19 protein-coding genes and 1 tRNA gene are annotated in these 20,599 nt (G+C 70.5%); 11 read left to right on the top strand and 9 right to left on the bottom strand.

The window, feature by feature from the left end:
* Positions 1 to 276: 276 nt before the first annotated feature.
* The 4 genes from ACGFI1_RS18180 to ACGFI1_RS18195 all read left to right on the top strand — a co-directional run bounded on the left by ACGFI1_RS18180 (position 277) and on the right by ACGFI1_RS18195 (position 3,350).
* Positions 277 to 924, top strand: a complete 648-nt coding sequence (locus ACGFI1_RS18180) for a hypothetical protein (RefSeq protein WP_392786482.1) — start codon at positions 277 to 279, stop codon at positions 922 to 924.
* A gap of 22 nt (positions 925 to 946) precedes the next feature.
* Positions 947 to 1,273 carry a histone-like nucleoid-structuring protein Lsr2 gene (locus ACGFI1_RS18185; protein WP_392786484.1) on the top strand — a complete coding sequence of 109 codons (327 nt, stop codon included), beginning with the start codon at positions 947 to 949 and terminating at the stop codon, positions 1,271 to 1,273.
* A 188-nt stretch (positions 1,274 to 1,461) separates the two neighbouring features.
* Complete coding sequence (locus ACGFI1_RS18190) at positions 1,462 to 2,367, top strand: hypothetical protein (protein WP_392786485.1); 906 nt, start codon at positions 1,462 to 1,464, stop codon at positions 2,365 to 2,367.
* Entirely contained in the window at positions 2,364 to 3,350 is a 987-nt protein-coding gene (locus ACGFI1_RS18195; protein ID WP_392786487.1) for a TRM11 family SAM-dependent methyltransferase, read from the top strand. Before ACGFI1_RS18190 ends, ACGFI1_RS18195 begins: the two co-directional genes overlap by 4 nt.
* 271 nt (positions 3,351 to 3,621) lie before the next feature.
* Here the strand turns inward: ACGFI1_RS18195 and ACGFI1_RS18200 are convergent, their stop codons facing one another.
* Positions 3,622 to 4,350 (bottom strand): hypothetical protein, encoded by a 729-nt coding sequence (locus tag ACGFI1_RS18200; protein WP_392786489.1) that lies wholly within the window; start codon positions 4,348 to 4,350, stop codon positions 3,622 to 3,624.
* Here ACGFI1_RS18200 and ACGFI1_RS18205 point away from each other — a divergent pair.
* Positions 4,237 to 5,367: a recombinase family protein gene (locus ACGFI1_RS18205; protein ID WP_392786964.1), complete on the top strand. Its 1,131-nt coding sequence runs from the start codon at positions 4,237 to 4,239 to the stop codon at positions 5,365 to 5,367. The two genes, ACGFI1_RS18200 and ACGFI1_RS18205, sit on opposite strands and share 114 nt — an antisense overlap.
* Here the strand turns inward: ACGFI1_RS18205 and ACGFI1_RS18210 are convergent.
* Positions 5,327 to 5,402: transfer RNA gene (locus tag ACGFI1_RS18210), tRNA-Glu, on the bottom strand. The two genes, ACGFI1_RS18205 and ACGFI1_RS18210, sit on opposite strands and share 41 nt — an antisense overlap.
* 71 nt (positions 5,403 to 5,473) lie before the next feature.
* Positions 5,474 to 7,132 (bottom strand): metallophosphoesterase family protein, encoded by a 1,659-nt coding sequence (locus tag ACGFI1_RS18215; protein ID WP_392739479.1) that lies wholly within the window; start codon positions 7,130 to 7,132, stop codon positions 5,474 to 5,476.
* Positions 7,133 to 7,164: 32 nt separating this feature from the next.
* Between ACGFI1_RS18215 and ACGFI1_RS18220 the strand changes: the two genes are divergently transcribed.
* Positions 7,165 to 7,506, top strand: coding sequence for a metallopeptidase family protein (locus tag ACGFI1_RS18220; RefSeq protein WP_301174613.1), 342 nt, complete (start codon positions 7,165 to 7,167; stop codon positions 7,504 to 7,506).
* Between the two features lie 96 nt (positions 7,507 to 7,602).
* The gene (locus tag ACGFI1_RS18225; protein ID WP_386870303.1) at positions 7,603 to 8,943 is read left to right on the top strand and encodes an MFS transporter; all 1,341 of its coding nucleotides are present in this window, start codon (positions 7,603 to 7,605) and stop codon (positions 8,941 to 8,943) included.
* Between the two features lie 36 nt (positions 8,944 to 8,979).
* Here ACGFI1_RS18225 and ACGFI1_RS18230 read toward each other — a convergent pair whose 3' ends face one another.
* Entirely contained in the window at positions 8,980 to 9,306 is a 327-nt protein-coding gene (locus ACGFI1_RS18230; RefSeq protein WP_386870305.1) for a PspC domain-containing protein, read from the bottom strand.
* 213 nt (positions 9,307 to 9,519) lie between these two features.
* On the opposite strand from ACGFI1_RS18230, the gene ACGFI1_RS18235 reads away from it, so the two are divergent.
* Entirely contained in the window at positions 9,520 to 10,539 is a 1,020-nt protein-coding gene (locus ACGFI1_RS18235) for an aspartate-semialdehyde dehydrogenase (RefSeq protein WP_386870307.1), read from the top strand.
* A 13-nt stretch (positions 10,540 to 10,552) separates the two neighbouring features.
* On the opposite strand, the gene ACGFI1_RS18240 is transcribed toward ACGFI1_RS18235, so the two are convergent.
* The 4 genes from ACGFI1_RS18240 to ACGFI1_RS18255 all read right to left on the bottom strand — a co-directional run bounded on the left by ACGFI1_RS18240 (position 10,553) and on the right by ACGFI1_RS18255 (position 16,510).
* Positions 10,553 to 10,771 carry a DUF2277 domain-containing protein gene (locus ACGFI1_RS18240; protein WP_089329940.1) on the bottom strand — a complete coding sequence of 73 codons (219 nt, stop codon included), beginning with the start codon at positions 10,769 to 10,771 and terminating at the stop codon, positions 10,553 to 10,555.
* Between the two features lie 346 nt (positions 10,772 to 11,117).
* Complete coding sequence (locus ACGFI1_RS18245; RefSeq protein ID WP_392786493.1) at positions 11,118 to 12,656, bottom strand: M28 family peptidase; 1,539 nt, start codon at positions 12,654 to 12,656, stop codon at positions 11,118 to 11,120.
* A gap of 73 nt (positions 12,657 to 12,729) precedes the next feature.
* Positions 12,730 to 15,144: a M4 family metallopeptidase gene (locus ACGFI1_RS18250; protein WP_392786494.1), complete on the bottom strand. Its 2,415-nt coding sequence runs from the start codon at positions 15,142 to 15,144 to the stop codon at positions 12,730 to 12,732.
* 337 nt (positions 15,145 to 15,481) lie between these two features.
* Positions 15,482 to 16,510, bottom strand: coding sequence for an alpha/beta hydrolase (locus ACGFI1_RS18255; RefSeq protein ID WP_392786496.1), 1,029 nt, complete (start codon positions 16,508 to 16,510; stop codon positions 15,482 to 15,484).
* A 124-nt stretch (positions 16,511 to 16,634) separates the two neighbouring features.
* On the opposite strand from ACGFI1_RS18255, the gene ACGFI1_RS18260 reads away from it, so the two are divergent.
* Positions 16,635 to 17,366, top strand: coding sequence for an isocitrate lyase/PEP mutase family protein (locus ACGFI1_RS18260; RefSeq protein WP_392786498.1), 732 nt, complete (start codon positions 16,635 to 16,637; stop codon positions 17,364 to 17,366).
* Positions 17,367 to 17,470: 104 nt separating this feature from the next.
* Complete coding sequence (locus tag ACGFI1_RS18265) at positions 17,471 to 18,298, top strand: oxygenase MpaB family protein (protein WP_392786500.1); 828 nt, start codon at positions 17,471 to 17,473, stop codon at positions 18,296 to 18,298.
* 6 nt (positions 18,299 to 18,304) lie between these two features.
* On the opposite strand, the gene ACGFI1_RS18270 is transcribed toward ACGFI1_RS18265, so the two are convergent.
* Entirely contained in the window at positions 18,305 to 19,231 is a 927-nt protein-coding gene (locus ACGFI1_RS18270) for a hypothetical protein (RefSeq protein ID WP_392786502.1), read from the bottom strand.
* A 438-nt stretch (positions 19,232 to 19,669) separates the two neighbouring features.
* Here ACGFI1_RS18270 and ACGFI1_RS18275 point away from each other — a divergent pair, with 438 nt between their 5' ends.
* Entirely contained in the window at positions 19,670 to 20,464 is a 795-nt protein-coding gene (locus ACGFI1_RS18275; protein WP_392786504.1) for a GntR family transcriptional regulator, read from the top strand.
* The last annotated feature ends 135 nt before the right edge of the window (positions 20,465 to 20,599 follow it).

Here is a 20,599-nt window from a genome sequence, read left to right on the forward strand (position 1 = left end):
GAGTGCCGCACCAAGAAAGATCAAAACTCCGAGGCGAGCCGTTGCACCCCTGCTGCCTGCGGAGAAAGTGAGAAGTCGCGGCCGCCAAAACGACTCGTCGGCAGCGGAAGCGCCGACAGCGGAGAACGATGCGGAACGGGCGAACTGCGTTGCTTCTGGACATGCGTGCCTTTAGCCGTATCTCCTGCCAATTGCATAGGAGTGGTCCGTGAAGTGAGGCGGGGGTATATAGGCAAGTGCGAAGGGGAGTGGTCCACGCAAGCCGACAATCGGGGAATGGTGACGAAGTTCGGAACCGTGTTCACGGTGGGGGCGATCGCATTCGTGGCGCTTACCGGCTGCGGAGGCAACGAGAAGGAAGCCGGACGCACCGGAGCCGGTGAAGAGGCCACCAGCCGAAGCCCAGTTCAAACCTCCTCGCCCACTCAGTCCGGCGAGGTGTTGCCCACGCTGGAAGTCGGCAAGCCCCTGCCTGTGAACCTGAGCAACAGCGGAACCGACGAGTCGAGCACGGCCAGCGAACAGTTCACCCTCAAGGAGATCGACAGGTTCAAGACCTACGCCGACAGGTTTACCGACGAGACACAGCGAGCCCAGAACGGCGAGTTCGTATGCCTCGTACTCGATATCAAGAACGTGGGCACGGCTGAGGGTGACACCTACACCTCTGCACACTGGGTAGGCGCAGACGGCAAGGTGGTATCTAGCATTGACACCATCGGCGGAGTCTGTGAGGCCAAGGGCCTCCCCGATAGCATTCTCGGCCAGGACAGCCCTGGACCCGGACAGTACATATCAGGAACGATCAGCTACGACGTACCAACCGACCAACCAGGCGCGATCGCCGTCGAGGACCGAAACGGAATGCTGCTCTTCCGGATCGACTACGCACCGGAATCGGCTACCGTAAAAGTCACTCAGTAACACGATGGGGAGGGGAACACGCATGGCTCAGAAGGTCATAGTTCAGATGACAGATGACCTCGACGGGGACGAGGCCCACGAGACGGTGTCGTTCGCCATCGACGGCAAGGCGTACGAGATCGACCTCAGCGAGAAGAACGCCGACAAGCTTCGCAGCGCTCTGCACCCATACATGGACAGCGGGCGTCGGCTCAAGGCCATCCGAGGCGGCAAGGCCACCGCTCGCGGCACCGGAAACCGGGAGCGCAGCGCCGAGATTCGCGAGTGGGCGAGGTCCGCCGGAATCAAGGTGAACGATCGCGGGCGCATCCCCGCCAACGTCATCGAGCAGTACGAAGCGGCTCACTAGCCGAACACGCGTAGAGGGACCCACCTAAGCCGGGTGGGTCCCTCTACGCGTATCCGAAGAGGACACCTCGGCGGAGCGGCCAGCACCGGAGCAGAAACCCGGGCCGGACGTGTCCAAAATCAAGCAGGCCGCCGTCCAGTTACTTAGTGAGAGACAGGGGACCGGGCGACCATCACGGGTCACCCGACATGACCAGCACCAACAAGCCGAACCCGACACCCGCCAGCGGCGCACGGCAGCTCCTGCCGCTCAGCGTCTGGCTCTGCCCGGACGACACGATCGACCGGCCCGCCCACGACGCGCAGTCCTGCCAGGGCTCCGCCCACCGGGCGCCGCGCACCTGGATCTGCGAGCGGCACTTGGGCGCCGTCAGCTCCGGGCTCGCGCGCCACCTCATCACCACCGCCACCGGCGAGGGCGATGTCATCGCCGAGGCGTTCACCACCAACTCCGCCGTCCTGCGCACGGCGGCCGAACTCGACCGGCTCGCCGTCGGCTGCGTCCCGCACTTCCCGCTCGCCCAGCACATCGGCGCGCAGCTACGCGCCCAGCTGCCGCACGAACACCTCGGACGAGTGGCGATGCGGCCGTGCCGCGCCGACCAGATGCACCTGGGGATCGCCGACCAGTCCGGACAGGTCGCGCTGGTCATCGCGGCCCCGCCCACGGTCGGCAGCCGCACCGCCGAACCGAAGCCGAGACGGACGCGGGGAGCGTGCCCGGCGTGCCTGTCAGACGTCTTGACCGACAGTGCCTTCCACGCTCGATCGTTCCTGCCGGCCGCCTACAGGGTGCTGCGGCCCGGAGGCCACCTCGCCGTCGTGACCACCGCCAGGCATCACAACGGACACCTCATCGACCCCGCACCTGCGATCATCCGCGAGGCCCGCAAGGCCGGGTTCCGCTACAGCCAGCACATCATCGCCGTCCGCGTCCCGGTCGAGGGCGACACCCTTCTTATCCAGGCCGGCCCCGGCAGCCTCGGGCAACTCCGCGACATCCGCTCCCGCGCCCTGCCACCGGCGGCCCGAGTGCACGCCGACGTCTGCATCCTCACGCGACCGGGCGACAGCGGCCAGGAAGGCGACCGATGAACACGCGCTCTCACGCCGAGACCCGCATGCTCGCGTCCGTGCTGCTCACCGGGCAGCAGCCCTCACGCCTCCAGCGCAAGGGCCGCTACACGCCCGAGTCGATGACGCACCCGGCCAAGATGCTCCCCGCGATCGCTGCCCAGGTCATCGCCGCCTACACCGAGCCCGGCGACCTGGTGATCGACCCCATGTGCGGCATCGGAACCACCCTGGTCGAAGCCGTCCACCAGGGACGTGAGGCCACCGGTATGGAGTACGAAGCGCACTTCGCGCAGATGGCCGCAGGGAACCTCCGCCACGCCCGCGCCCATGGAGCCACCGGGGCCGGCCAGGTCGTCCACGGCGACGCCCGTAATATCGCCACCGCCCTCGCCGACCTCACTGGAGCCGCCGCGCTCGTGCTGACCTCCCCGCCCTACGGGGCGACCACCCACGGGCACGTATGCACCGGCCGGGACAACGGCGGCGGAAGGATCGACAAGTCCCACAACCGCTACTCCACCGACCGCCGCAACCTCGCCCACCGCCCGACCGCCGAACTCGTCGCAGGGTTCGGGCAGATCCTCACCGGATGCGCGGCCCTACTCCGCCCCGGCGGAGTCGTAGCCGTCACCGTTCGCCCCTTCCGCGTCGCCGGCGAACTCGTCGACCTGCCGGGCCAGGTCATCACCGTTGCCGAGAACAGCGGCTTGGTCCTGGCCGACCGGTTCGCCGCCCTGCTGTGCGGCCTGCGCGACGGCCAGATCATCACCCGCGCGTCGTTCTTCCAGATGATCGAATCCCGCCGCCTCCGCGAACACGGCATCCCAGCCATGGCCACAGCCCACGAAGACCTCCTGGTTTTCGTGCCTGTGGAGAAGGGCCGCCGCACGGCCGGAGAGGCATCCCGCCTTGACCTTGACGGCAGAGGTGTGCCGTCATCCCCGGACCGGCTTGACATCGGGACCACCGACGCCGACACCCGGCGGATGGGGACGCGGTGACCAGGCCGGACAAGCAAACCCGGAGTGGCAACGAGGAGCTGACGATGACCTGGCGACTGGTCCAGGCGGAGCCGTCCGTTCAGGCGCAGCTCACCCGGGTGCAGGCACACGCGATCAAGGAGGCACTCACGTGGTGGACCAGGTACGCAGCCCGATCCCACTCGACGTCTTCACCCGAGGAACCCACAGCAGCCGATCCGCAGGACTGACTGGACCCGGTGGAGGGGTTCAGCTGGATGGTCCGCTCAAGGTGGCGTTCGCGGGCCGGACCTCAACCGAGGACAAGCAGGACCCGACACTGTCGCTTCCGCGTCAGCTCGCCAACAGCCAGACCGCCCTGCACACATCCCTGCCGGGACGTGCGGTGATCGTCGCGCATTTCTACGACATCGAGTCCGGACGCAAGGACCTCGCCGTCCGCGGGTTCGGACGCGGGCACGAGCGGTTCAACATCCCAGTTCCGCGTGACGGCGGCATCCGAGACCTGCTGTCGGAAGCGACCCAGGCCGATCGCCGATTCGATGCGGTGATCTGCGAGTCGGTCGACCGGATCGCACGTCGGACCTACATCGGCACCCAGATCGAGAACACCCTGGAGAAGCTCGGCATCCCCCTGTGGGCGTCCGACGAACCGATCACCCTGAACGGGAAACGCTCCTCCCAGGTGCTCACACGCCGGGTGAAGCAAGGCGTGGCCGAGTGGTACGTCCTGGAGATGCTGGAGAAAGCCTGGGGCGGGTTCGAAGCCCACACCGAGCAAGGCTTCAACGTCGGGCGGCCTCCGTACGGGTACCTGGCAGACAAGGTTCCCCACCCCGTCGCCGCTCGCCGCGAACAGGGAGCCACCAAGCATGTCCTGGCTCCCGACCCGGTGCGCGGCCCCGTAGTGCGGACCATCTTCGAGATCCGCGTCAGTGAGCGCCTCGGCTACCAGGCCATCGCCGACCGGCTCAACCGCGATCTGGATCGCTACCCGCCACCCGTCGCAACTGCGAAGCACCGCAGTGTGGGCAGGTGGACCTACTCATCGGTCCGAGAGGTGCTGACCAATCCCAAGTACACCGGCTACATGGTGTGGAACCGCAAGGCGACCACATCGGCAGGGGGCCGGAACAATCCTCCCGAGGCGTGGATCTGGTCCAGCGCACCCACCCATCCCGCTTTGGTGAGCGTCGAAGCCTTCACTGGTGCCCAGAAGGTCGCCCGTGACCGGGAGGGTTCACGCAGCCGTCCGGGGCCCAACATCGCGCACGCTGACACCCGCCGCTCCTACGCGCTCCGCTCCTACATGACCTGCGGACTGTGCGGACGCCGGATGTTCGGCAAGGAGAGCCGGGGCCGGATCTACTACATCTGCCGCCCCGCTCGTGCGTACCGTCCCGAAGGGCACCCGGCGAGCATCTGGGTCCGCGAGGAACCGCTCATGGCGGGCCTGACCGAGTTCTTCAACCGCGAGATCTTCGGCCCGCACCGCCGTGAACGCCTGCGCGTGCTGCTCGCCCGGGTCGATGACAGCCATCTCCACGAGCACCGGGAACGCCTGATGGCTGTCGAGCGGCAGATCGCGGAGTTGAAGCGTCGCAAGGAACGTGTCCTTGACTCATTGGAGACCGCCGACGACCCCACGCCCGCCTTCGTCAACTCCATCAACGAACGCACCACACGCATCGGCGCGGACCTTGAGGCCAAACAGACCACGCTGCGCGAACTGCGAGAGGAGACTCCGGTGGCACCGTGTCCCGAACTCCTGGACCACTACCCGACCGGGGCGGTCAACCTAGACCTGCTACCTGAGCCCACCCTGCGGCGCCTGCTGGACGCCTTCGCCGTCCAGATGCGCCACGACAAGCAGAGCAACCAGGTCGACGTTCAGGTCACGATCACGCCCGAAACGGCGGACACGCAACTACGGGCCGCCAACGCGGCGATCATGGGGGACGACGGCGGGCCGCATGGTGATCTTGCAGCCATGCGCGTGGTACCCCCTACCGGATTCGAACCGGCGCTACCGCCTTGAAAGGGCGGCGTCCTAGGCCGCTAGACGAAGGGGGCCCTGGGTGGCGGTGATGGTCGCCACTCGACTCGTCAAGTGTAGAGGACGGGGCGGGGCGGCGCGCAAACGGTTACCCGGGGGTGCTGGGTCGGGTGGGGGACGGGAGGCGTCCGCCCGGGGCGCTCTCGGTAGGGGACGGGCTGCGCGACGGCCAGTCCGAGGGGAATTCGGACGGGAACGGGGAGGTCGGGGAGGCGGGCGGGGAGGACGCCGGGGGCTGGGGGTTGATGGTGCGGTCGGGGTCGGGTTCCAGGTGGCGTTCGATCTGGGCGGAGGTGAGGCCGAGGCCGCCGAGGCGCAGGTCGTCCCAGCCCTGGAGGCGGTGGGTGGCGCGGCTGAAGTACAGGACGGACAGCTCGATCGGGGTGGGCTGCTCGTGTTCGAGGCCGCGGAGGCCGGCGCCGCCGGTGGAGCCCTGGACGAACAGGCGGGTGCCGGTCGGGAGGATCTTGGTGGAGCGGGTGTGGGTGTGGCCGGCGAGGACGAGGGGCGTCACGCCGGAGAACGCCTCGCCCTCGCTGGGGTCGTGGGTGACGACGAGGTCGGGGGTGGTGCCGGAGGCGCGGAGCTCGTTCGCGTAGCGGAGGCCCTCGGCGCGGAGCTGGTCGGCGCCGACGAAGTCGTCGCGGGTGCTCTTGTCGGGGGTGAAGCGGGGGTCGCCGACGCCGTAGATGCGCAGGCCCTTGACCTCGCGGGTGCCGCCGTCGAGGACGATGGCGTTCTTCTGCCGGGCGACGGCGCGCTGGGTCTCCTTGGAGTCGTGGTTGCCGCGGACGTAGACGTAGGGGACCTTCAGGTCGGAGATGGAGTCGGCGAACTTGTCCTCGGCCTTGCTGCCGTGGTCCATGAGGTCGCCGCTGTCGATGACGAGGTCGACCTTGAACTGGGTGGAGACGGACTTGATGACGTTCCACGCGGCGGGGTTGAGGTGGATGTCGGAGACGTCCAGGACGCGGATGGTGGACGGGTCGGGCTCGTAGGTCGGGAGGGTCGAGGTGGTGGTGTAGAGCTCGGAGACGTTGCCGACGAGGCGGGCGAGCTGGGCGCGGTAGGCGGAGAAGCGCTCGACGATGCTGCGGGCGTCGCCGACGATCTGGGGGGCGTTGGCGAGGAGGCCGGTGTAGCGGGGCTCGGCGATCGACTGCGGGTTGAAGGTCGTCCAGGTGAGGAGGGTGAGGGCGGCGAGGCCGGCGGCGGCGGAGGACAGGCCGAGCAGGGCGCGGCGCCAGGAGCGGAAGAGGGCGAGGGACGCCAGGAAGCTCGCGGCGAGGGCGATCAGGACGGCCCGGACGAGCAGTTCGATGACGCCGTGCCGGATCTGGTCGGCGATCCGGTCGGTGAGGCGGTCGATCTCGGTGTCGTCCTCGATCAGCTTCTTGGCCTGGTCGGGGCGCAGGTCGGTGAGGCGGGCCTCCAGGGTGACGGGGCCCTCGTGGGTGTCGAGGCGGAGCGAGCCGAGGGGCGGGAGCTTCAGGGTCGTCCCGCCGTTCAGGGACGGCTGGAGGCTGAGCTGGACGTCGGTGGGGCCGACCGGGGTGACGTAGCGGCCGCCGAAGATGAGGCCGAGGTAGCCGGCGGTGAGGCCGATGACGGCGACGAGCGCGACGCGCGTCCACCGGTTGGTGAGGAACGGGACGACGGGGGAGCCGAGTCTGCGGGCGCGGTGGGCGGTGGCGGAGCCGAAGGTGCGGAGTGTCGCCAGGGCCTTGGTCAACCGGACCTCGGGCACGGGTTTCCCTTCTATCGAGCAGAATCGACGGTGTGATGGAGTTGTCGCGCGATGAGTTCGAGGACCTCGTGGCCGAGGCCCTCGACACCATCCCACCCGAGCTGACCGCCCACATGCGCAATGTCGTCATCGTCGTGGAGGACGACGCGCCCGAGCGCGGCCTGCTCGGCCTGTACCAGGGGGTACCCCTGACGGAGCGGGGGGACTGGTACGCAGGCGTCCTGCCCGATCACATTTCGATCTACCGCAGGGAGATCCTCCGGATTTGCGACACCCCGGATGACGTGGTGGAAGAAGTCCGGATAACGGTTGTACACGAGATCGCCCACCACTTCGGCATCGATGACGGGAAGTTGCACGAACTCGGATACTGACGCAAGGAATTGCGCACTGTAGGTCACGCGACTGCAACGCAGCGTGAGTTAATAGGGGAGGGCGCCCGGTACTGGGCGGACTGAACTGGAGCGCGCGTGGCGGGAAGGCAGACGGGCCGGCATCGTCGGCCGCCCGAGGAGCAGGCGACCTACCGCGAGGTGTTCGCGGTCAAGGAGTTCCGTGCCCTCTGGCTGGCGCAGGCGCTGTCGTACATCGGTGACCAGTTGGCGCAGGTCGCGCTGGCCGTCCTCGTGTACGACCACACGAAGTCGACGCTGCTGACCGCGCTGGTGTACGCCCTGACCTATCTGCCGCCGATCCTGGGCGGCCCCGTGCTCTCCGGGCTGGCCGACCTGTTCCCGCGCCGCACCGTCATGGTCGTCTGCGACGTGCTGCGGGCGGGCCTGGTCGCGGTGATGGCGCTGGTGGCGATGCCCGTCGGAGCGCTGTCGGGCCTGGTGTTCCTGATCGTGCTCCTGGGGACGCCGTTCTCCGCCGCCCGCGCCGCCGTCATGCCGGACGTCCTGGAAGGTGACAGATATGTGGCGGGCTCCGCGATCGCGAACGTCACCCACCAGATCACCCAGGTCGTCGGCTTCCTGGCGGGCGGCGCGATCGTCGCCGTCGTCGGGACGTACGAGGCCCTCGCCCTGGACGCGCTGACCTTCGGCGCGTCCGCCGTGATCCTGATCGGCGGGCTCCGGCGGCGGGAGGCGCCGCGCCGCCGGGAGCGCCAGGCGCTGGGCCTGCTGCGCGGCACGCGGGACGGCGCGCGGCTCGTGTTCGGCGACCCGGTGCTGCGGTCGCTGGTGCTGTTCGCGTGGCTGTGCGCGTTCTACGTGATCCCCGAGGGGCTGGCCGTGCCGTACGCGGCGACGTTCGGCGGAGGTGCCGTCACCGCCGGGCTGCTGCTGGCGGCGATGCCGACCGGGATGGTGGTCGGCTCGGTGCTGTTCAGCCGGTTCGTCCGTCCGGCGAACCGGCTGCACGTCATGGGGTGGATGTCGATGCTGGCCTGCCTGCCGCTGGTCGGCGCGGGCGTCCATCCGCCGCTGTGGTGGGTGGTCGCCCTGTGGGCGCTGTCGGGCGTCGGCAGCGCCTACCAGCTGGTGGCGAACACCGCGTTCGTGGCCGCCGTGCCGGCGGCCGGGCGGGGGCAGGCGTTCGGGCTCGCGCAGTCCGGCATCCTCGCCGGCCAGGGCCTCGGGATCCTCGCCGGCGGCGCCGCCGCGCAGGTCCTCGGGCCGGAGACGGTGGTCGCGCTCGCGGGCCTGCTCGGCCTGTCCGCCGCGGCGATGCTGACGCTCGGCTGGAACCAGCTCCGCGGCGCCGTGATCGCCGGGACGCGCGGCAACCCCGTCGCCGTCGCCCCGCCACCGGACGCGGACGGCGATGAGCTGGCCGCCGGGGCGCGGCGCTCCGCCCCGGCGCCGTAGGGCCGCTCGGCCCGTGGGGCCGCTGCCCGGGGCGCCTCAGACCGTGGTGCGGTTCTTGTTGACCGCGTCCTTGGTCTTCTGGACGGCGTCCTGGACGGTCGGGGAGTCGCCGGCCTTCTTGAACAGGTCCTCGGCGATCGACGTCGGCGCGCCCTCCTCGGGGATCAGCACCCACCCGATGATGTAGAGGGCGAGCCCGGCACCGCCGAAGATCGTGAAGACGGCGAGCGCGACCCGCAGGATGGTGGCGTCGACGCCGAGGTACTCGGCGGCGCCCGAGCAGACGCCCGCGACCATCCGGCCGTCGTGGGTCCGGCGGAGCTGCTTGGTCGGGGTCGAGGTGGTGTTCTTGTCCATGTCCATGCCTAGGATCATGCCCACCCGGCCGCCGGTACGACATCCGGATTCGCCCTGATTCACCCCTGAGAGTCCCCATGCCCGGTCAGGGGCCGTCCCTGGGGGGAAGGAGCTCCGTTAAGAACAGGTTGACCCTTCCACGTAGGGTTGTTGCCTGGACGTCCTGCCATCGACCTGGGCAGACTCGCCCGGGTCAAGCGATCTACCAGAGGGAGCGGCATGAGAGTCGGCATCGTCGGGGCCACCGGACAGGTCGGGGCCAAGATGCTCGAAATCCTGGCCGAGCGCGGATTCCCGGTGGACGAGCTGCGGCTGTTCGCCTCGGCGCGGTCCGCGGGGCGCACGCTCCCGTGGGACGGCACCGAGATCACCGTCGAGGACGCGGCCGCCGCCGACTACACCGGCCTCGACATCGTGCTGTTCTCCGCGGGGAAGACCACGTCCAAGGCGCTCGCGCCGAAGGTCGCCGCCGCCGGCGCCGTCGTGATCGACAACTCCTCCGGCTGGCGGATGGACCCGGACGTCCCGCTCGTCGTCGCCGAGGTCAACCCGCACGCCGCGGCGAACCGGCCGAAGGGCATCATCGCGAACCCGAACTGCACCACGATGGCGGCGATGCCGGTGCTGCGGCCGCTGCACGCGGAGGCCGGGCTGGCCGCGCTCGTCGTGTCCACCTACCAGGCCGTGTCCGGCAGCGGCCTCGCGGGCGTCGCCGAGCTGCACGACCAGGCGACCAAGGTCGTGCAGGGCGCGGACGCGCTCACCCACTCCGGCTCCGCCGTCGACTTCCCGGAGCCGTCGGTCTACGTCCGGCCGATCGCGTTCAACGTCCTGCCGATGGCGGGTTCGATCGTGGACGACGGCCTCGCCGAGACCGACGAAGAGCAGAAGCTCCGCAACGAGAGCCGCAAGATCCTGGAGATCCCGGACCTGAAGGTCTCCGGCACCTGCGTCCGCGTCCCGGTGTTCACCGGGCACTCGCTGCAGGTCAACGCCCGCTTCGAGCGGCCGATCAGCCCGGAGCGCGCGAGCGAGCTGCTCGCGGGCGCGCCCGGCGTCGCCCTGGCGGACGTCCCGAACCCGCTGCAGGCGGCCGGCCAGGACCCGACCTACGTGGGCCGCATCCGCCGCGACGAGACCGTGGACAACGGCCTCGCCCTGTTCTGCTCCGGCGACAACCTCCGCAAGGGGGCCGCCCTGAACACCGTCCAGATCGCCGAGCTCGTCGCCGCCGAGTAGCCCCGGCCCGGCCTCAGCTCGCCCGCCCTCCCCGGACCTCCAGGGTTTCGAGGAGGGCGGCGGTGCTCTGGGCGATCTCCGCGACGGCCCGCTCGAACGCCTCGGCGTTGTGGGCCGCGGGCGCGCGGAACCCGGAGATCTTGCGGACGTACTGGAGCGCCGCCGCGCGGACGTCCTCGTCGGTGACGTCCTCGGCGTACGGCGGGCGGAGCGTCTTGATGCTGCGGCACATGCCCCCATTCTTACTCCCCGACCCCGACATCCACGCCCCCCTCGAAGGGCGGGCCCGGGAACGATGGGCCCGGGAACGGCAATGGCCCCCGGGCGGTCCTGCCTGGGAACTGAAGCAGGGCCGCCCGGGGGCCGGGCGGGGGGCGGGGACCCCGGTGGCGGAGGCACGGGCCGGGCCGAGATTCGTCCCGTGCGGTCCGCCGACTGTCAGCCCTGGGGGTGGGGGACGGGCTGTTCAGCAGTGCATCGCGGCGGCCGGTGGGGTGTCAACGGATCCATTCCGCACTGGATTTTCAATTGTGTGAACGGCATCGTGGAAAACACTGAAACCGGCCGCCTGCCTGCGCCTACTCGGTGATCTTGAGGTTGTCGAGCCCGGCCTCGACGAGGCTGCCGGAGCCCGCGTCGGCGGCCTCCACCAGGATGCGGACGGTCTGCCCGGCATAGGCCGAGACGTCCGCCGTCTGCGTCTGCCACGACCCGGCGCGGTTCACGGCCGCGCCCGCCTGGTCCAGCACGGTCGTGGACCCGTTCGGGCCCACGACCCGCACCCGGTACCGGTCGTCGGCCGAGCTGTTGTTGAGGTGGGCGAAGAACCAGGAGAACGACAGCGTCTTCGCCCCGGCCGGGAGCGCGATCGGCGCCGACTGGGCGGTGCTCGTCCCGCCGTCGAGGTCGTACGCGCCCGCGTCGGCCCCGGCCGCCGCGCCGGTCACGAGCGCGCCGCTGCCGCCCGCGGCGGCGAGCTGCAGGGTGGTGCCGGACCAGCTCGTCGGCTGCGGGGTGCCGCGCTCCCAGGCGCCCGCGGTGGCGGTGTCGGCGCCGTCCGGGTTCACCGTCCAGCCCGTGTCGGTCTCCAGGTCGTCGCTGTAGACGGTGCCGCCGGGCGGCTCCTGCGACCCGCCGTCGCCGCCGAGCGTCCAGACGGCGTACGCGATGGCGTCGGAGTTCCGGTCCAGCGCGGTGTCGCTGATGTTGGACGTGGTGTCGCAGGACGAGTGGTAGCAGCGGTCGAACGCGACGCCCGCCTGGCCGCCCCACAGCTGCGCCTGCTGGGTGGTCTTGCGTCCCTCGGCGCCGGTGAACAGCCCGCCGGCGGGGATGCCGACGCGGATGAACGGCCCGTAGTCGGACCGCCCGTCGAACGCCGTGTCCTGGACGGGCACGTTGATCGTCGCGAAGTAGGCGCGGAGCACCTGCTCGATCCGGGCGGACCCGGCCGGGCCGCCGCTGCCGGACGACCCGTCCCCGTCGTAGGCGAAGTAGCCGGGGTTCGGGGAGCCGACCATGTCGAAGTTGAGATAGCCGGTGATCTTCGACCGCTCGCTCGCGGGCAGGTTGTTGACGTAGTACGTCGACCCGACGAGCCCGAGCTCCTCGGCGCCCCACCAGGCGAACCGCAGGTGCCGGGAGGGCTGGTAGTTCGCGCGGGCTACGGCGAGCGCCGTCTCCAGGATGGCGGCGGTGCCGGAGCCGTTGTCGTTGATGCCGGGCCCGGCGGTGACGCTGTCGAGGTGCGCGCCCGTCATCAGGATGTCGCTGGTGTCGCCGCCCGGCCAGTCGGCGATCAGGTTGTAGCCGGTCGCGCCGTTGCGCGAGAACGACTGGATGGTGGTCTGGTAGCCGGCCGCGTCCAGCTTGGCCTTCACGTAGTCGAGCGACGCGCGGTACCCGGGACGGCCGTGGGCGCGGTTGCCGCCGTTGGCGGTCGCGATGCTCTGCAGCTGCGACAGGTGCGCCTTGACGTTGGTGAGCGGGATGTCGGGGGCGGCCAGGGCCGCCGGTGCTGCCGGGGCGGCCGGGGCGGCCGACGCCGCGGCGCCGGGCAGGAGGGCGGACGCGGTCAGGGCCGCCGCCCCGAGCACCGCCAGGGTGCGGGATCTCATGGGTCCTCCAGAGGGGAAGGAACGGCCCGTGACGGGGGAGCGGGCCCCGTCACGGGCCGCGTGCGGGGGGCGGTCAGGACTTGGTGATCTTGAGGTTGTCGAAGCCGGCCTCGACGAGGCTGCCGGTGCCGTTGTCGGCCGCCTCGACCACGATGCGGACGGACTGGCCGGCGTACGCGGACAGGTCGTACGTCGCCGTCTGCCACGTCCCGGCCTTGTTGGCCATCGCGCCGCTCTGGTTCAGCACCGTGCTGGTGCCGGACGAGCCGACGACGCGGACGCGCAGGTAGTCGTCCGTCGAGCTGTTGTTGAGGTGGGCGAGGTACCAGTTGAAGCTCAGCGAGAGGGTCCCGCTGGGCAGGCTGATCGCCGGCGACTGGGCGGTGGTGACGCCGCCGTCGACGTCATAGGTGCCCGCGTCCGTCCCGGCGGGGGCGCCGGTGACGAGGTCGGCGCCGCCGCCGGCCGCCGCGAGCTGCAGGTTGGTGCCGGACCAGTTCGTCGGCTGCGGGGTGCCGCGCTCCCAGGCGCCCGCGGTCGCGGAGTCGGTGCCGTTCGGGTTGGTCGTCCAGCCCTGGCTGCTCTCGAAGTCGTCGGCGAAGACGGTCCCGCCGGGCGAGCCGTTGCCGACCGTGAGCGTGTAGGTCGCGGTGCGGTCGACGGACGCGCCGTCACCGAGCACCGTGATCCGGTACGTCCCGTCGGCGGTGCCCGCGGGGACGCTGACGGTCATCGTGGCCGACTGGCCCGCGGTGACCGTGCTCGGCGAGAACGACGCGGTCGGGCCGGACGGGCTGCTCGTCGCCGACAGCGCCACCTGCTGGGCGCTGCCGCCGGTGACGGTGGTGTTCACGGTCACGGTGGCGGTGCCGCCGGCCTGGGCGCTGCCCGAGCCGGGGTTCAGCGACAGCGAGAAGTCGTTCTGCTGGGTGCCGCAGGACGCCTCACCGCTCTGCGCGGGGACGTCGATCGCGCTCCAGGCCGCCTTGACCGCGTTGCACTCGGCCGGCGAGCCGGGGAACAGCTGCAGCGCCGCGTTGACGGTCTCGACGCGGGCGCGGGCGTGGCTCCAGCTGGTGACCTTGCGGTTCAGCCCGCCCATGAAGATCTGCCCGGCCTTCTTGACGCCGATGCCGGTGACGGTGGAGCCGTTGCAGGTCGGGCTGGCCGGGTTGCCGTTGGTCGGGTTCGAACCCTCGGCCAGGAGGTAGAACCAGTGGTTCTGGGGGCCGGCCGCCGCGTGCACCTCGGTGTTCGGGATCTGCGACGAGTAGCAGTTCGGGTCGCCGAGCGCCTGCGGGTTGTACATGTTGCGGATCGGGCCGGAGCCGACCAGGTCGACCTCCTCGCCGACCAGGTAGTCCGGCGGGTCGAGGTTGGCCGGCTCGTTCATGTAGTGCTCGGTCAGCGCGCCGAAGATGTCGCCGGCCGACTCGTTCATGCCGCCCTTCTCGTTGCCGTTGCCGCCGCTGTCACCGCCGGGCGTCGTGGTGAAGATGGCGTGGCCGTTCTCGTGCCCGACGACGTCCACGGACGTCGCCTGCTTGGTGCCGGCCTGGTTGTGGCCGAAGTTGGTGTAGCTGCCGTTCCAGTAGGCGTTGGCCTGGTTCAGGCCGACCCGGAGCGGGAACCCGCCGCCGCTGCCGTTGATGCCGTTGCGGCCGAGCCACTGGCTCAGCATGTCCCATTCCTTCTGGACGGCGTAGAGGGCGTCGACGCAGGCGGTCTCCAGGTTGGTGCCGCTGCCGTTGCCCCAGGCGCTGTCGGTGCCGGTGTAGGTGGAGCCGTTCTGGCCGCCGCACCGGATGCCGGACCGCTGCGGGTCCGTCATGGACGTCGCGGCGGTGCTGAGGTCGACGGTGCCGTGGTAGTAGCTCTGGTCGTCGGCCGCGTCGCGGACCTCGTCCCAGGACTTGGCGACCTTGCCGGTCTTGGCGTCGACGAGCACGTGCAGCTTCGTCGGGGCGTTCTTCTGCGTGCCGGTGACGACGGTCTCGTAGACGAGCCGTCCCGACCCTTCGGCGACCACCATCAGGCGCGGGGTGGACGCGCTCTCGACCTTGGCGACCTTGGCGCGGGAGGTCTTCGCGGCCTGCGCCGCGCTGACCGTCGCCTTGGTCGACACGTCGAGCTTCTTGGTCTGGTCGACGGACGTGCTCAGGACGCCGCCGCTCGCGTTCGTGGTGACGACGAAGTCGCCGCCGTAGACGGGCAGGCCGTCATAGGTGCGCTCGTACTGGACGTGCTGGAGGCCGCGCAGGCCCGAGACGACGCCGCGCCGGACGATCCTGTCCTGCGGGGCCTTCTTGAACTCGGCGGGCTTCGCCGCGACCAGGCGGTCGGCCGAGGCGGCGGCGACGGTGCGGGGGTCCGGCTTGGCCGGGGCCGCGGGGGCGGTGCGGGTGGTCGCACCTGTGGCGGGGGAGGACATCGCCACGGCGAGGCCGACGGACAGCACCGTCGCCCCGATCGCGGTCTGGTGTCTCACGGGGGTGCTCCTTCCACATGCCGGACGGCGCGGGAGGACACCTGGAGGTCCTTGTGGGAGCGCTCCGTGGGGTCGCCGCCCGCCCGGCGGGGGGTAGGGATGGGGGACTCATCCGGATGAGCTGCCCCGAAGTGCACCCCGAATTGTGAAAAGTGTCAATGAATCCATTTGTTACTGGATTTTCAAGTTCGGGGAGGAAGTTAATGGAAAGGCTGAATGCAACGTTCCTTGCAGCGCGAACGGGCCGGGCCGGGAAGACCGGCCCGGCCCGTCCGTCCGGGAACCTTTGTCGTGAAGTGAGCGTTGAATCGGCGCCGCGGCCCGGGGCCGCTCCGGCTCAGGGGGCGATGCGCCCGCAGAGCCAGGAGAGCGCCAGCGGGTAGCGGTAGTCGATGCCGCCGTGGCCCGCGTCGAACAGCTCGAACCGGATCGCGTCCTCCTTGACGCCCGCGTCGAGAAGTGCCTGGTGGAACGCCTGTGCGCCGACGTCGAGGAACCACTCGTCGCGCGTCCCGCCGTCGATCCAGATCGCCCGCTGCGACCGCATCGCCTCGGCGTGCTCCGGCACCATCCGGACCGGGTCGAAGGCGAGCCAGCGCTCCCACACGTCCTGCCGGATCACCCCGGTGACCGGGTCGAACGGCAGCTCGGGCGTGCCGTCCTCGCGGGCCGAATAGCACAGCGCCATGCCGAGGATGTTGAGCAGTTCCATGTCCTCGGGCTTGGTGAAGGACGTGCGCGAGGTGAAGTCGTGCCACCAGCGCCAGATGTCGCCGTCGTACTTGCGCAGGTGCCGCACGCATTTCGGGAACTCGGGCAGGTAGCAGTACTCGAACAGCGCGTCGCCGGCGTGCGTCGCGAGCGCGCCGAACAGGTCGGGCCGCAGCATCGGCGTGATCATCGCGCCGTAGCCGCCGCTGGACTTGCCGCTGATCGCCCGGTGCTCGGGCGCGTCCAGCGTCCGGTAGCGGCCGTCCACCCACGGGACGATCTCGTCGCACAGGTAGGAGTGGTAGCGGCCGGTGCCGGGCGAGTCGACGAACTGGCTGCCGCCGTGCGCCGTCCAGGCGTCGACGAACACGACGATCGCGGGCGGGGCCTCGCCGGAGGCGAACACCGCGTCCGCCGTCTCGGGGAACGGCTGCCGGTACGGCATCCGGTTGCGCCAGATCCCGACGTGCCCGGTGAACCCGGTGATCACGTAGACGCTGGGGTAGCGGCGCTCCGGCTCGTCGTCGTAGCCGGGCGGGAGGTAGATGAGCACGGGCCGCTCGTGCGGGTCGTTCAGCGGGTTGCCGCGCAGCAGCTCGCTGTGCACGACGTGCTCTTCCAGGCGTCCGGCGAACTCGGCGGACCAGGGCAGCATGGGCACTCCCTCATCGCGGGTGGTGATCACCACGACGCTAACCCAGGGCGCGGCGTGCCGTCCGACGCCGATGTCACAATGCGGCGAGCCGTTCCGTCCACCTGGGAAAGGGAAGGGAGACAGGATGTCCGAAAATGCCGCACGACTGCGCGAGCTGCACCGGCCCGGCGATCCGCTGCTGCTGCCGAACGTGTGGGACGCCGGCAGCGCGCAGGTCGTCCAGGAGGCGGGGTTCCCGGCGCTCGCCACCGCCAGCGCCGCGGTGGCCGCCATGCTCGGCTACCCCGACCACGAGGGCGCGCCCGTGGACGAGATGCTCGCCGCCGCCGGGCGGGTGATCCGGGCCGCGACCGTCCCGGTGACGGTGGACGCCGAGGCCGGGTACGGGCTGCCGCCCGCCGAGCTCGTCGAGCGGCTGCTCGCCATCGGCGCCGCCGGCTGCAACCTGGAGGACACCTACGGCGGCGAGCTGGCCGAGCCCGCGAAGCAGGCCGACTACCTGGCCGCCGTCCGGGACGCCGCGGGCGACGCGCTGGTGATCAACGCGCGGGCCGACACGTTCGTCAAGGGGGTGCCCGACCCGGTGGACGCGGCGATCGAGCGGGGCCGGCTCTACCTGGAGGCGGGGGCCGACTGCGTCTACCCGATCATGGCGCCGATGGACGCCGTGCTCGCCCTGGTCAAGGGGCTGCCGGGGCCGGTGAACGCGAACAACATGCCCGGCACGTCCCTCGCCGACCTGGCCGCGGCCGGGGTGGCCCGCGTGTCGTACGGCCCCATGCCGTACCTGCGCGCGCTCGACGCCGTGAAGGAGTTCGCCACCCGCGTCCTGGCGAAGGAGGACCCGCACACCTGACGCGCCGTGTGAGGGCGCCCACGCCGGGGCGCCCTTGCAAGCAATCACTTACACTGGCACAGTGAGACGAAATTCGCCTCTATGTCTCAGGAAGTGAGGCCGGTATGACAGCGATCGCGGCGGAGGCCGAGACCCCGAAGGTCGTCCTCGACTCCATCAGCGGCCTGGCGCTCGCGGGTGCCGCGGCGAACGTCGTCATGCAGCTCGCCCGCCTCCCCATCGGCCACGGCGTGGCCGAGAGCACCGTCGAGAGCGGCCGCGTCGACAAGCACCCGGTCAAGCGCGCCCGCACCACCCTCACCTACATCGCCGTCGCGATGCTCGGCACCGAGGACGAGCGCAAGGCGATGCGCCTGGAGGTCAACCGGGCGCACCGGCAGGTCCGCGCCAAGGAGCCCGTCGCCTACAACGCCTTCGACCCCGAACTCCAGCTCTGGGTCGCCGCCTGCCTCTACTTCGGCCTCGAAATGATCTACGAGATCCTGTACGGGAAGCCGTCCCCCGCCGAGGCCGAGGAGCTGTACCACTACGGCGCCCGCTTCGGCACGACGCTGCAGGTGAAGCCCGAACTGTGGCCGCCCGACCGCGCCGCCTTCCAGGAGTACTGGGAGGACGGCATGAGCAAGATCCAGATGGACGACGTCACCCGCCGCTACCTGCGCGACCTGACCGAACTCCGCTTCCTGCACGCCCCGGTGCGCCTCGCCCTCGGCCGCTCCCACACCTTCCTCACCCTGGGCTTCCTCCCGCAGCCCTTCCGCGACGAGCTCGGCTACCCCTGGACGCCCCGCGACCAGCGCCGCTTCGACCGCCTCCTGCGCGTCATGCGCACCGCCAACCGCGCCCTGCCCCGCCCGGCCCGCGAGTTCCCGTTCAACGCCTACCTCTACGACTTCCGCCGCCGCGTCCGCACCGGCCGCCCCGTCGTCTGACCCGCCCTACGCGGGGTCGCCGAACAGGCACCGGCGGCCCTGCGGCGAGCCGAACATTGCCGCCGCATCGTGCCCGACGCCCGGCACGTGGACCAGGCGGTGGACGACCCGCCCGGCCTTGAAGGCCAGATACCGGTGGTAGTTCTCGCCGCGCTCCCGCCGGGTGCCGCCCTGGGCCTCGGCGGCGGGATGGACCTCCAGCAGAAGCGCCCCGCGGTCGGCGTCCTCCTCGCCGAGGAGATAGACGACGTCCCGCTCGGTGTAGCGCCGGAAGTACTCCGCGATCGCCGCCTCCCGCCGCTGCCCGGCCGGAAGGCCCAGGTAGCCGGGCAGCGGACCGCCGAAACCGTAGCGCCACTGGTCGACTTCGAGGTTCCCGTGCGGGACGAACGAGCCGCCCTTCGGCCGGCACGTGTCGAAGTACAGGTAGGTCGACGGATTGGCGACCACGAACCGGACCGGAACCGCGAGACCGTCAGGGCCGCGCCCCACGGCCGCGTACCGGTTCACGAACTGGCCGCCCGCCGAATTGCCGACGACGGTCACCCTGCGCAGCTCGGGGAACGCGCTCAGCCTGCCCAGCAGCTCGTCCATTACCGCGAACGAACTGACCTCCCCGAACCCGCCTTTCCAGCCCTCGGTGCTCCAGCTCAGGAAATGCGCGCGCTCACTGCGGCCGCGCACATCGTCCTGGGTGAGGAACTGCGGCGCGACGACCAGCCGGTGCGGCGCCGCCTCGATGGAGCGGAAGTAGTCGCCGGCATTGCGCAGGGCGCCGTGCACGACCACGACCGCCTCGGTCAGCCCCGGCCGCGGTTCGTCCAGCGGCGAGGACGCGAACACGGGCAGGTTTCGGCCCTCCGCGACCAACGTGCGATCGCCCAGCAGCTCGATGGCCGTGTGCTGGACGTCGGCCTGGTTCGCGAAAGTCATCGTCCCCCCTCGGAGATCATGCGGCGTGCGCGTCGCGCCCCCTACCCACTAGAGCCCCGGCCAGTGACGTCCCGAAAACAACCGGGCGCGGCCGCCGATCTTCTTGCCGCGTGTTGGCTCCCGGATGACCGGGCCGCGACCGTCATGCGCCGGCGTCCCTCTCTCGGAGTAAGGGGGCCAGAGCGTCTCACCTCCCCGCGACCGCTGTCAGCGAGTCTCCCGGTTGCCCCATACTCGGCCACCCGTATTGAGCTCCCTAGGTGTCCGTAAATCCCGCCCTCCACCGCCGGCGAGCGAGATCTGCCAGGCCGGAGCTGCGCAGAAGGGGGCCGGGCGACCCGGTCGACAGGTAGGTGAGGTACCTATGTCCCGCGCGGGGAGGGACCGGGCGCGCGACGGCGCCGACAATGGCGGTCAACCGGCTGGGAAGGATTTCCGATGGCCAATGCGCTGCACCGGGAGATCGCCGACGAGCTGCGGGAGAAGATCAGATCCGGGGAGTTCTCGGCGGGGGAGCGGTTGCCGACGGAACCGGAATTGGAACGGATATTCGGAGCGTCCAGGAACACGATCAGGGTCGCCGTCACCACGCTCGTGCACGAGGGGCTGATCCAGATCCAGCCGGGGCGCGGAATGTTCGTTCCGAAAGGGCCGATCCCGTTCTTCGTGATCCTTTCGCGCGAGGAGGGCGGCGACCGGGCCGCCGCCGGTCTGGACTCCTACAGCTCCGGCGTCCGCGCGGCGGGGCGCAGCCCGGGCATCCGCGACTTCGAGACGCGGATCGAGTACCCGGACCGGGAGGTCGCCGGACGGCTGGAGATCGACGAGGACGCCCAGGTCGTGGTGCGCGCCTCGAAGCGGTTCATCGACGACACGCCGTACTCGCTGCAGAAGTCGTACTACTCCATGGACCTCGTGCGCGGCAGCGAGATCGACGGCAAGGACAAGATCTCCCGGGGCACGATCCGGGTGCTCGCCGAACTCGGGTACGAGCAGTCCGGGTACCGGGACGAGATCCTCGCGCGGATGCCCACCCCGGAGGAGAAGAGGTTCTTCAAGATCGGCCCCGGTATCCCCGTCGTCGTGGTGTACCGGGTCGCCTACACCAGCGCTTCCACGCCGATCCGCCTGACGGTCACCACGTACGCGGCGGATCGCAACCGGCCGTCCTACGACATCGGGGACGTTCCCGAACGGCCCATGGCCACGGGGCAGATCTCCATCGTCGGGTAGCGGTCTCCGCGTCCCCGGGGGCGGAGCACCGTCCGTCCCGGCACGAGGCAGGTGGTTCGGATTCCCACACCGGACATTCCATCGTTCCCCGGCTCCGGCCCGCCGACCAGGCCCGAACGGCGCGGGGCGTTCCGG

The organism is Actinomadura geliboluensis, from assembly GCF_043197915.1.
GTDB lineage: Bacteria > Actinomycetota > Actinomycetes > Streptosporangiales > Streptosporangiaceae > Spirillospora > Spirillospora geliboluensis.

What these genes read in the sequence shown, in the direction of transcription:
- ACGFI1_RS18185 (WP_392786484.1), top strand. Translation starts at nt 947, where the DNA reads ATGGCTCAGAAGGTCATAGTTCAGATGACAGATGACCTCGACGGGGAC.
- ACGFI1_RS18270 (WP_392786502.1), bottom strand. Translation starts at nt 19,231, where the DNA reads ATGACTTTCGCGAACCAGGCCGACGTCCAGCACACGGCCATCGAGCTG.
- ACGFI1_RS18265 (WP_392786500.1), top strand. Translation starts at nt 17,471, where the DNA reads ATGACAGCGATCGCGGCGGAGGCCGAGACCCCGAAGGTCGTCCTCGAC.
- ACGFI1_RS18260 (WP_392786498.1), top strand. Translation starts at nt 16,635, where the DNA reads ATGTCCGAAAATGCCGCACGACTGCGCGAGCTGCACCGGCCCGGCGAT.
- ACGFI1_RS18190 (WP_392786485.1), top strand. Translation starts at nt 1,462, where the DNA reads ATGACCAGCACCAACAAGCCGAACCCGACACCCGCCAGCGGCGCACGG.
- ACGFI1_RS18195 (WP_392786487.1), top strand. Translation starts at nt 2,364, where the DNA reads ATGAACACGCGCTCTCACGCCGAGACCCGCATGCTCGCGTCCGTGCTG.
- ACGFI1_RS18255 (WP_392786496.1), bottom strand. Translation starts at nt 16,510, where the DNA reads ATGCTGCCCTGGTCCGCCGAGTTCGCCGGACGCCTGGAAGAGCACGTC.
- ACGFI1_RS18240 (WP_089329940.1), bottom strand. Translation starts at nt 10,771, where the DNA reads ATGTGCCGCAGCATCAAGACGCTCCGCCCGCCGTACGCCGAGGACGTC.
- ACGFI1_RS18235 (WP_386870307.1), top strand. Translation starts at nt 9,520, where the DNA reads ATGAGAGTCGGCATCGTCGGGGCCACCGGACAGGTCGGGGCCAAGATG.
- ACGFI1_RS18230 (WP_386870305.1), bottom strand. Translation starts at nt 9,306, where the DNA reads ATGGACATGGACAAGAACACCACCTCGACCCCGACCAAGCAGCTCCGC.
- ACGFI1_RS18180 (WP_392786482.1), top strand. Translation starts at nt 277, where the DNA reads ATGGTGACGAAGTTCGGAACCGTGTTCACGGTGGGGGCGATCGCATTC.
- ACGFI1_RS18245 (WP_392786493.1), bottom strand. Translation starts at nt 12,656, where the DNA reads ATGAGATCCCGCACCCTGGCGGTGCTCGGGGCGGCGGCCCTGACCGCG.
- ACGFI1_RS18275 (WP_392786504.1), top strand. Translation starts at nt 19,670, where the DNA reads ATGGCCAATGCGCTGCACCGGGAGATCGCCGACGAGCTGCGGGAGAAG.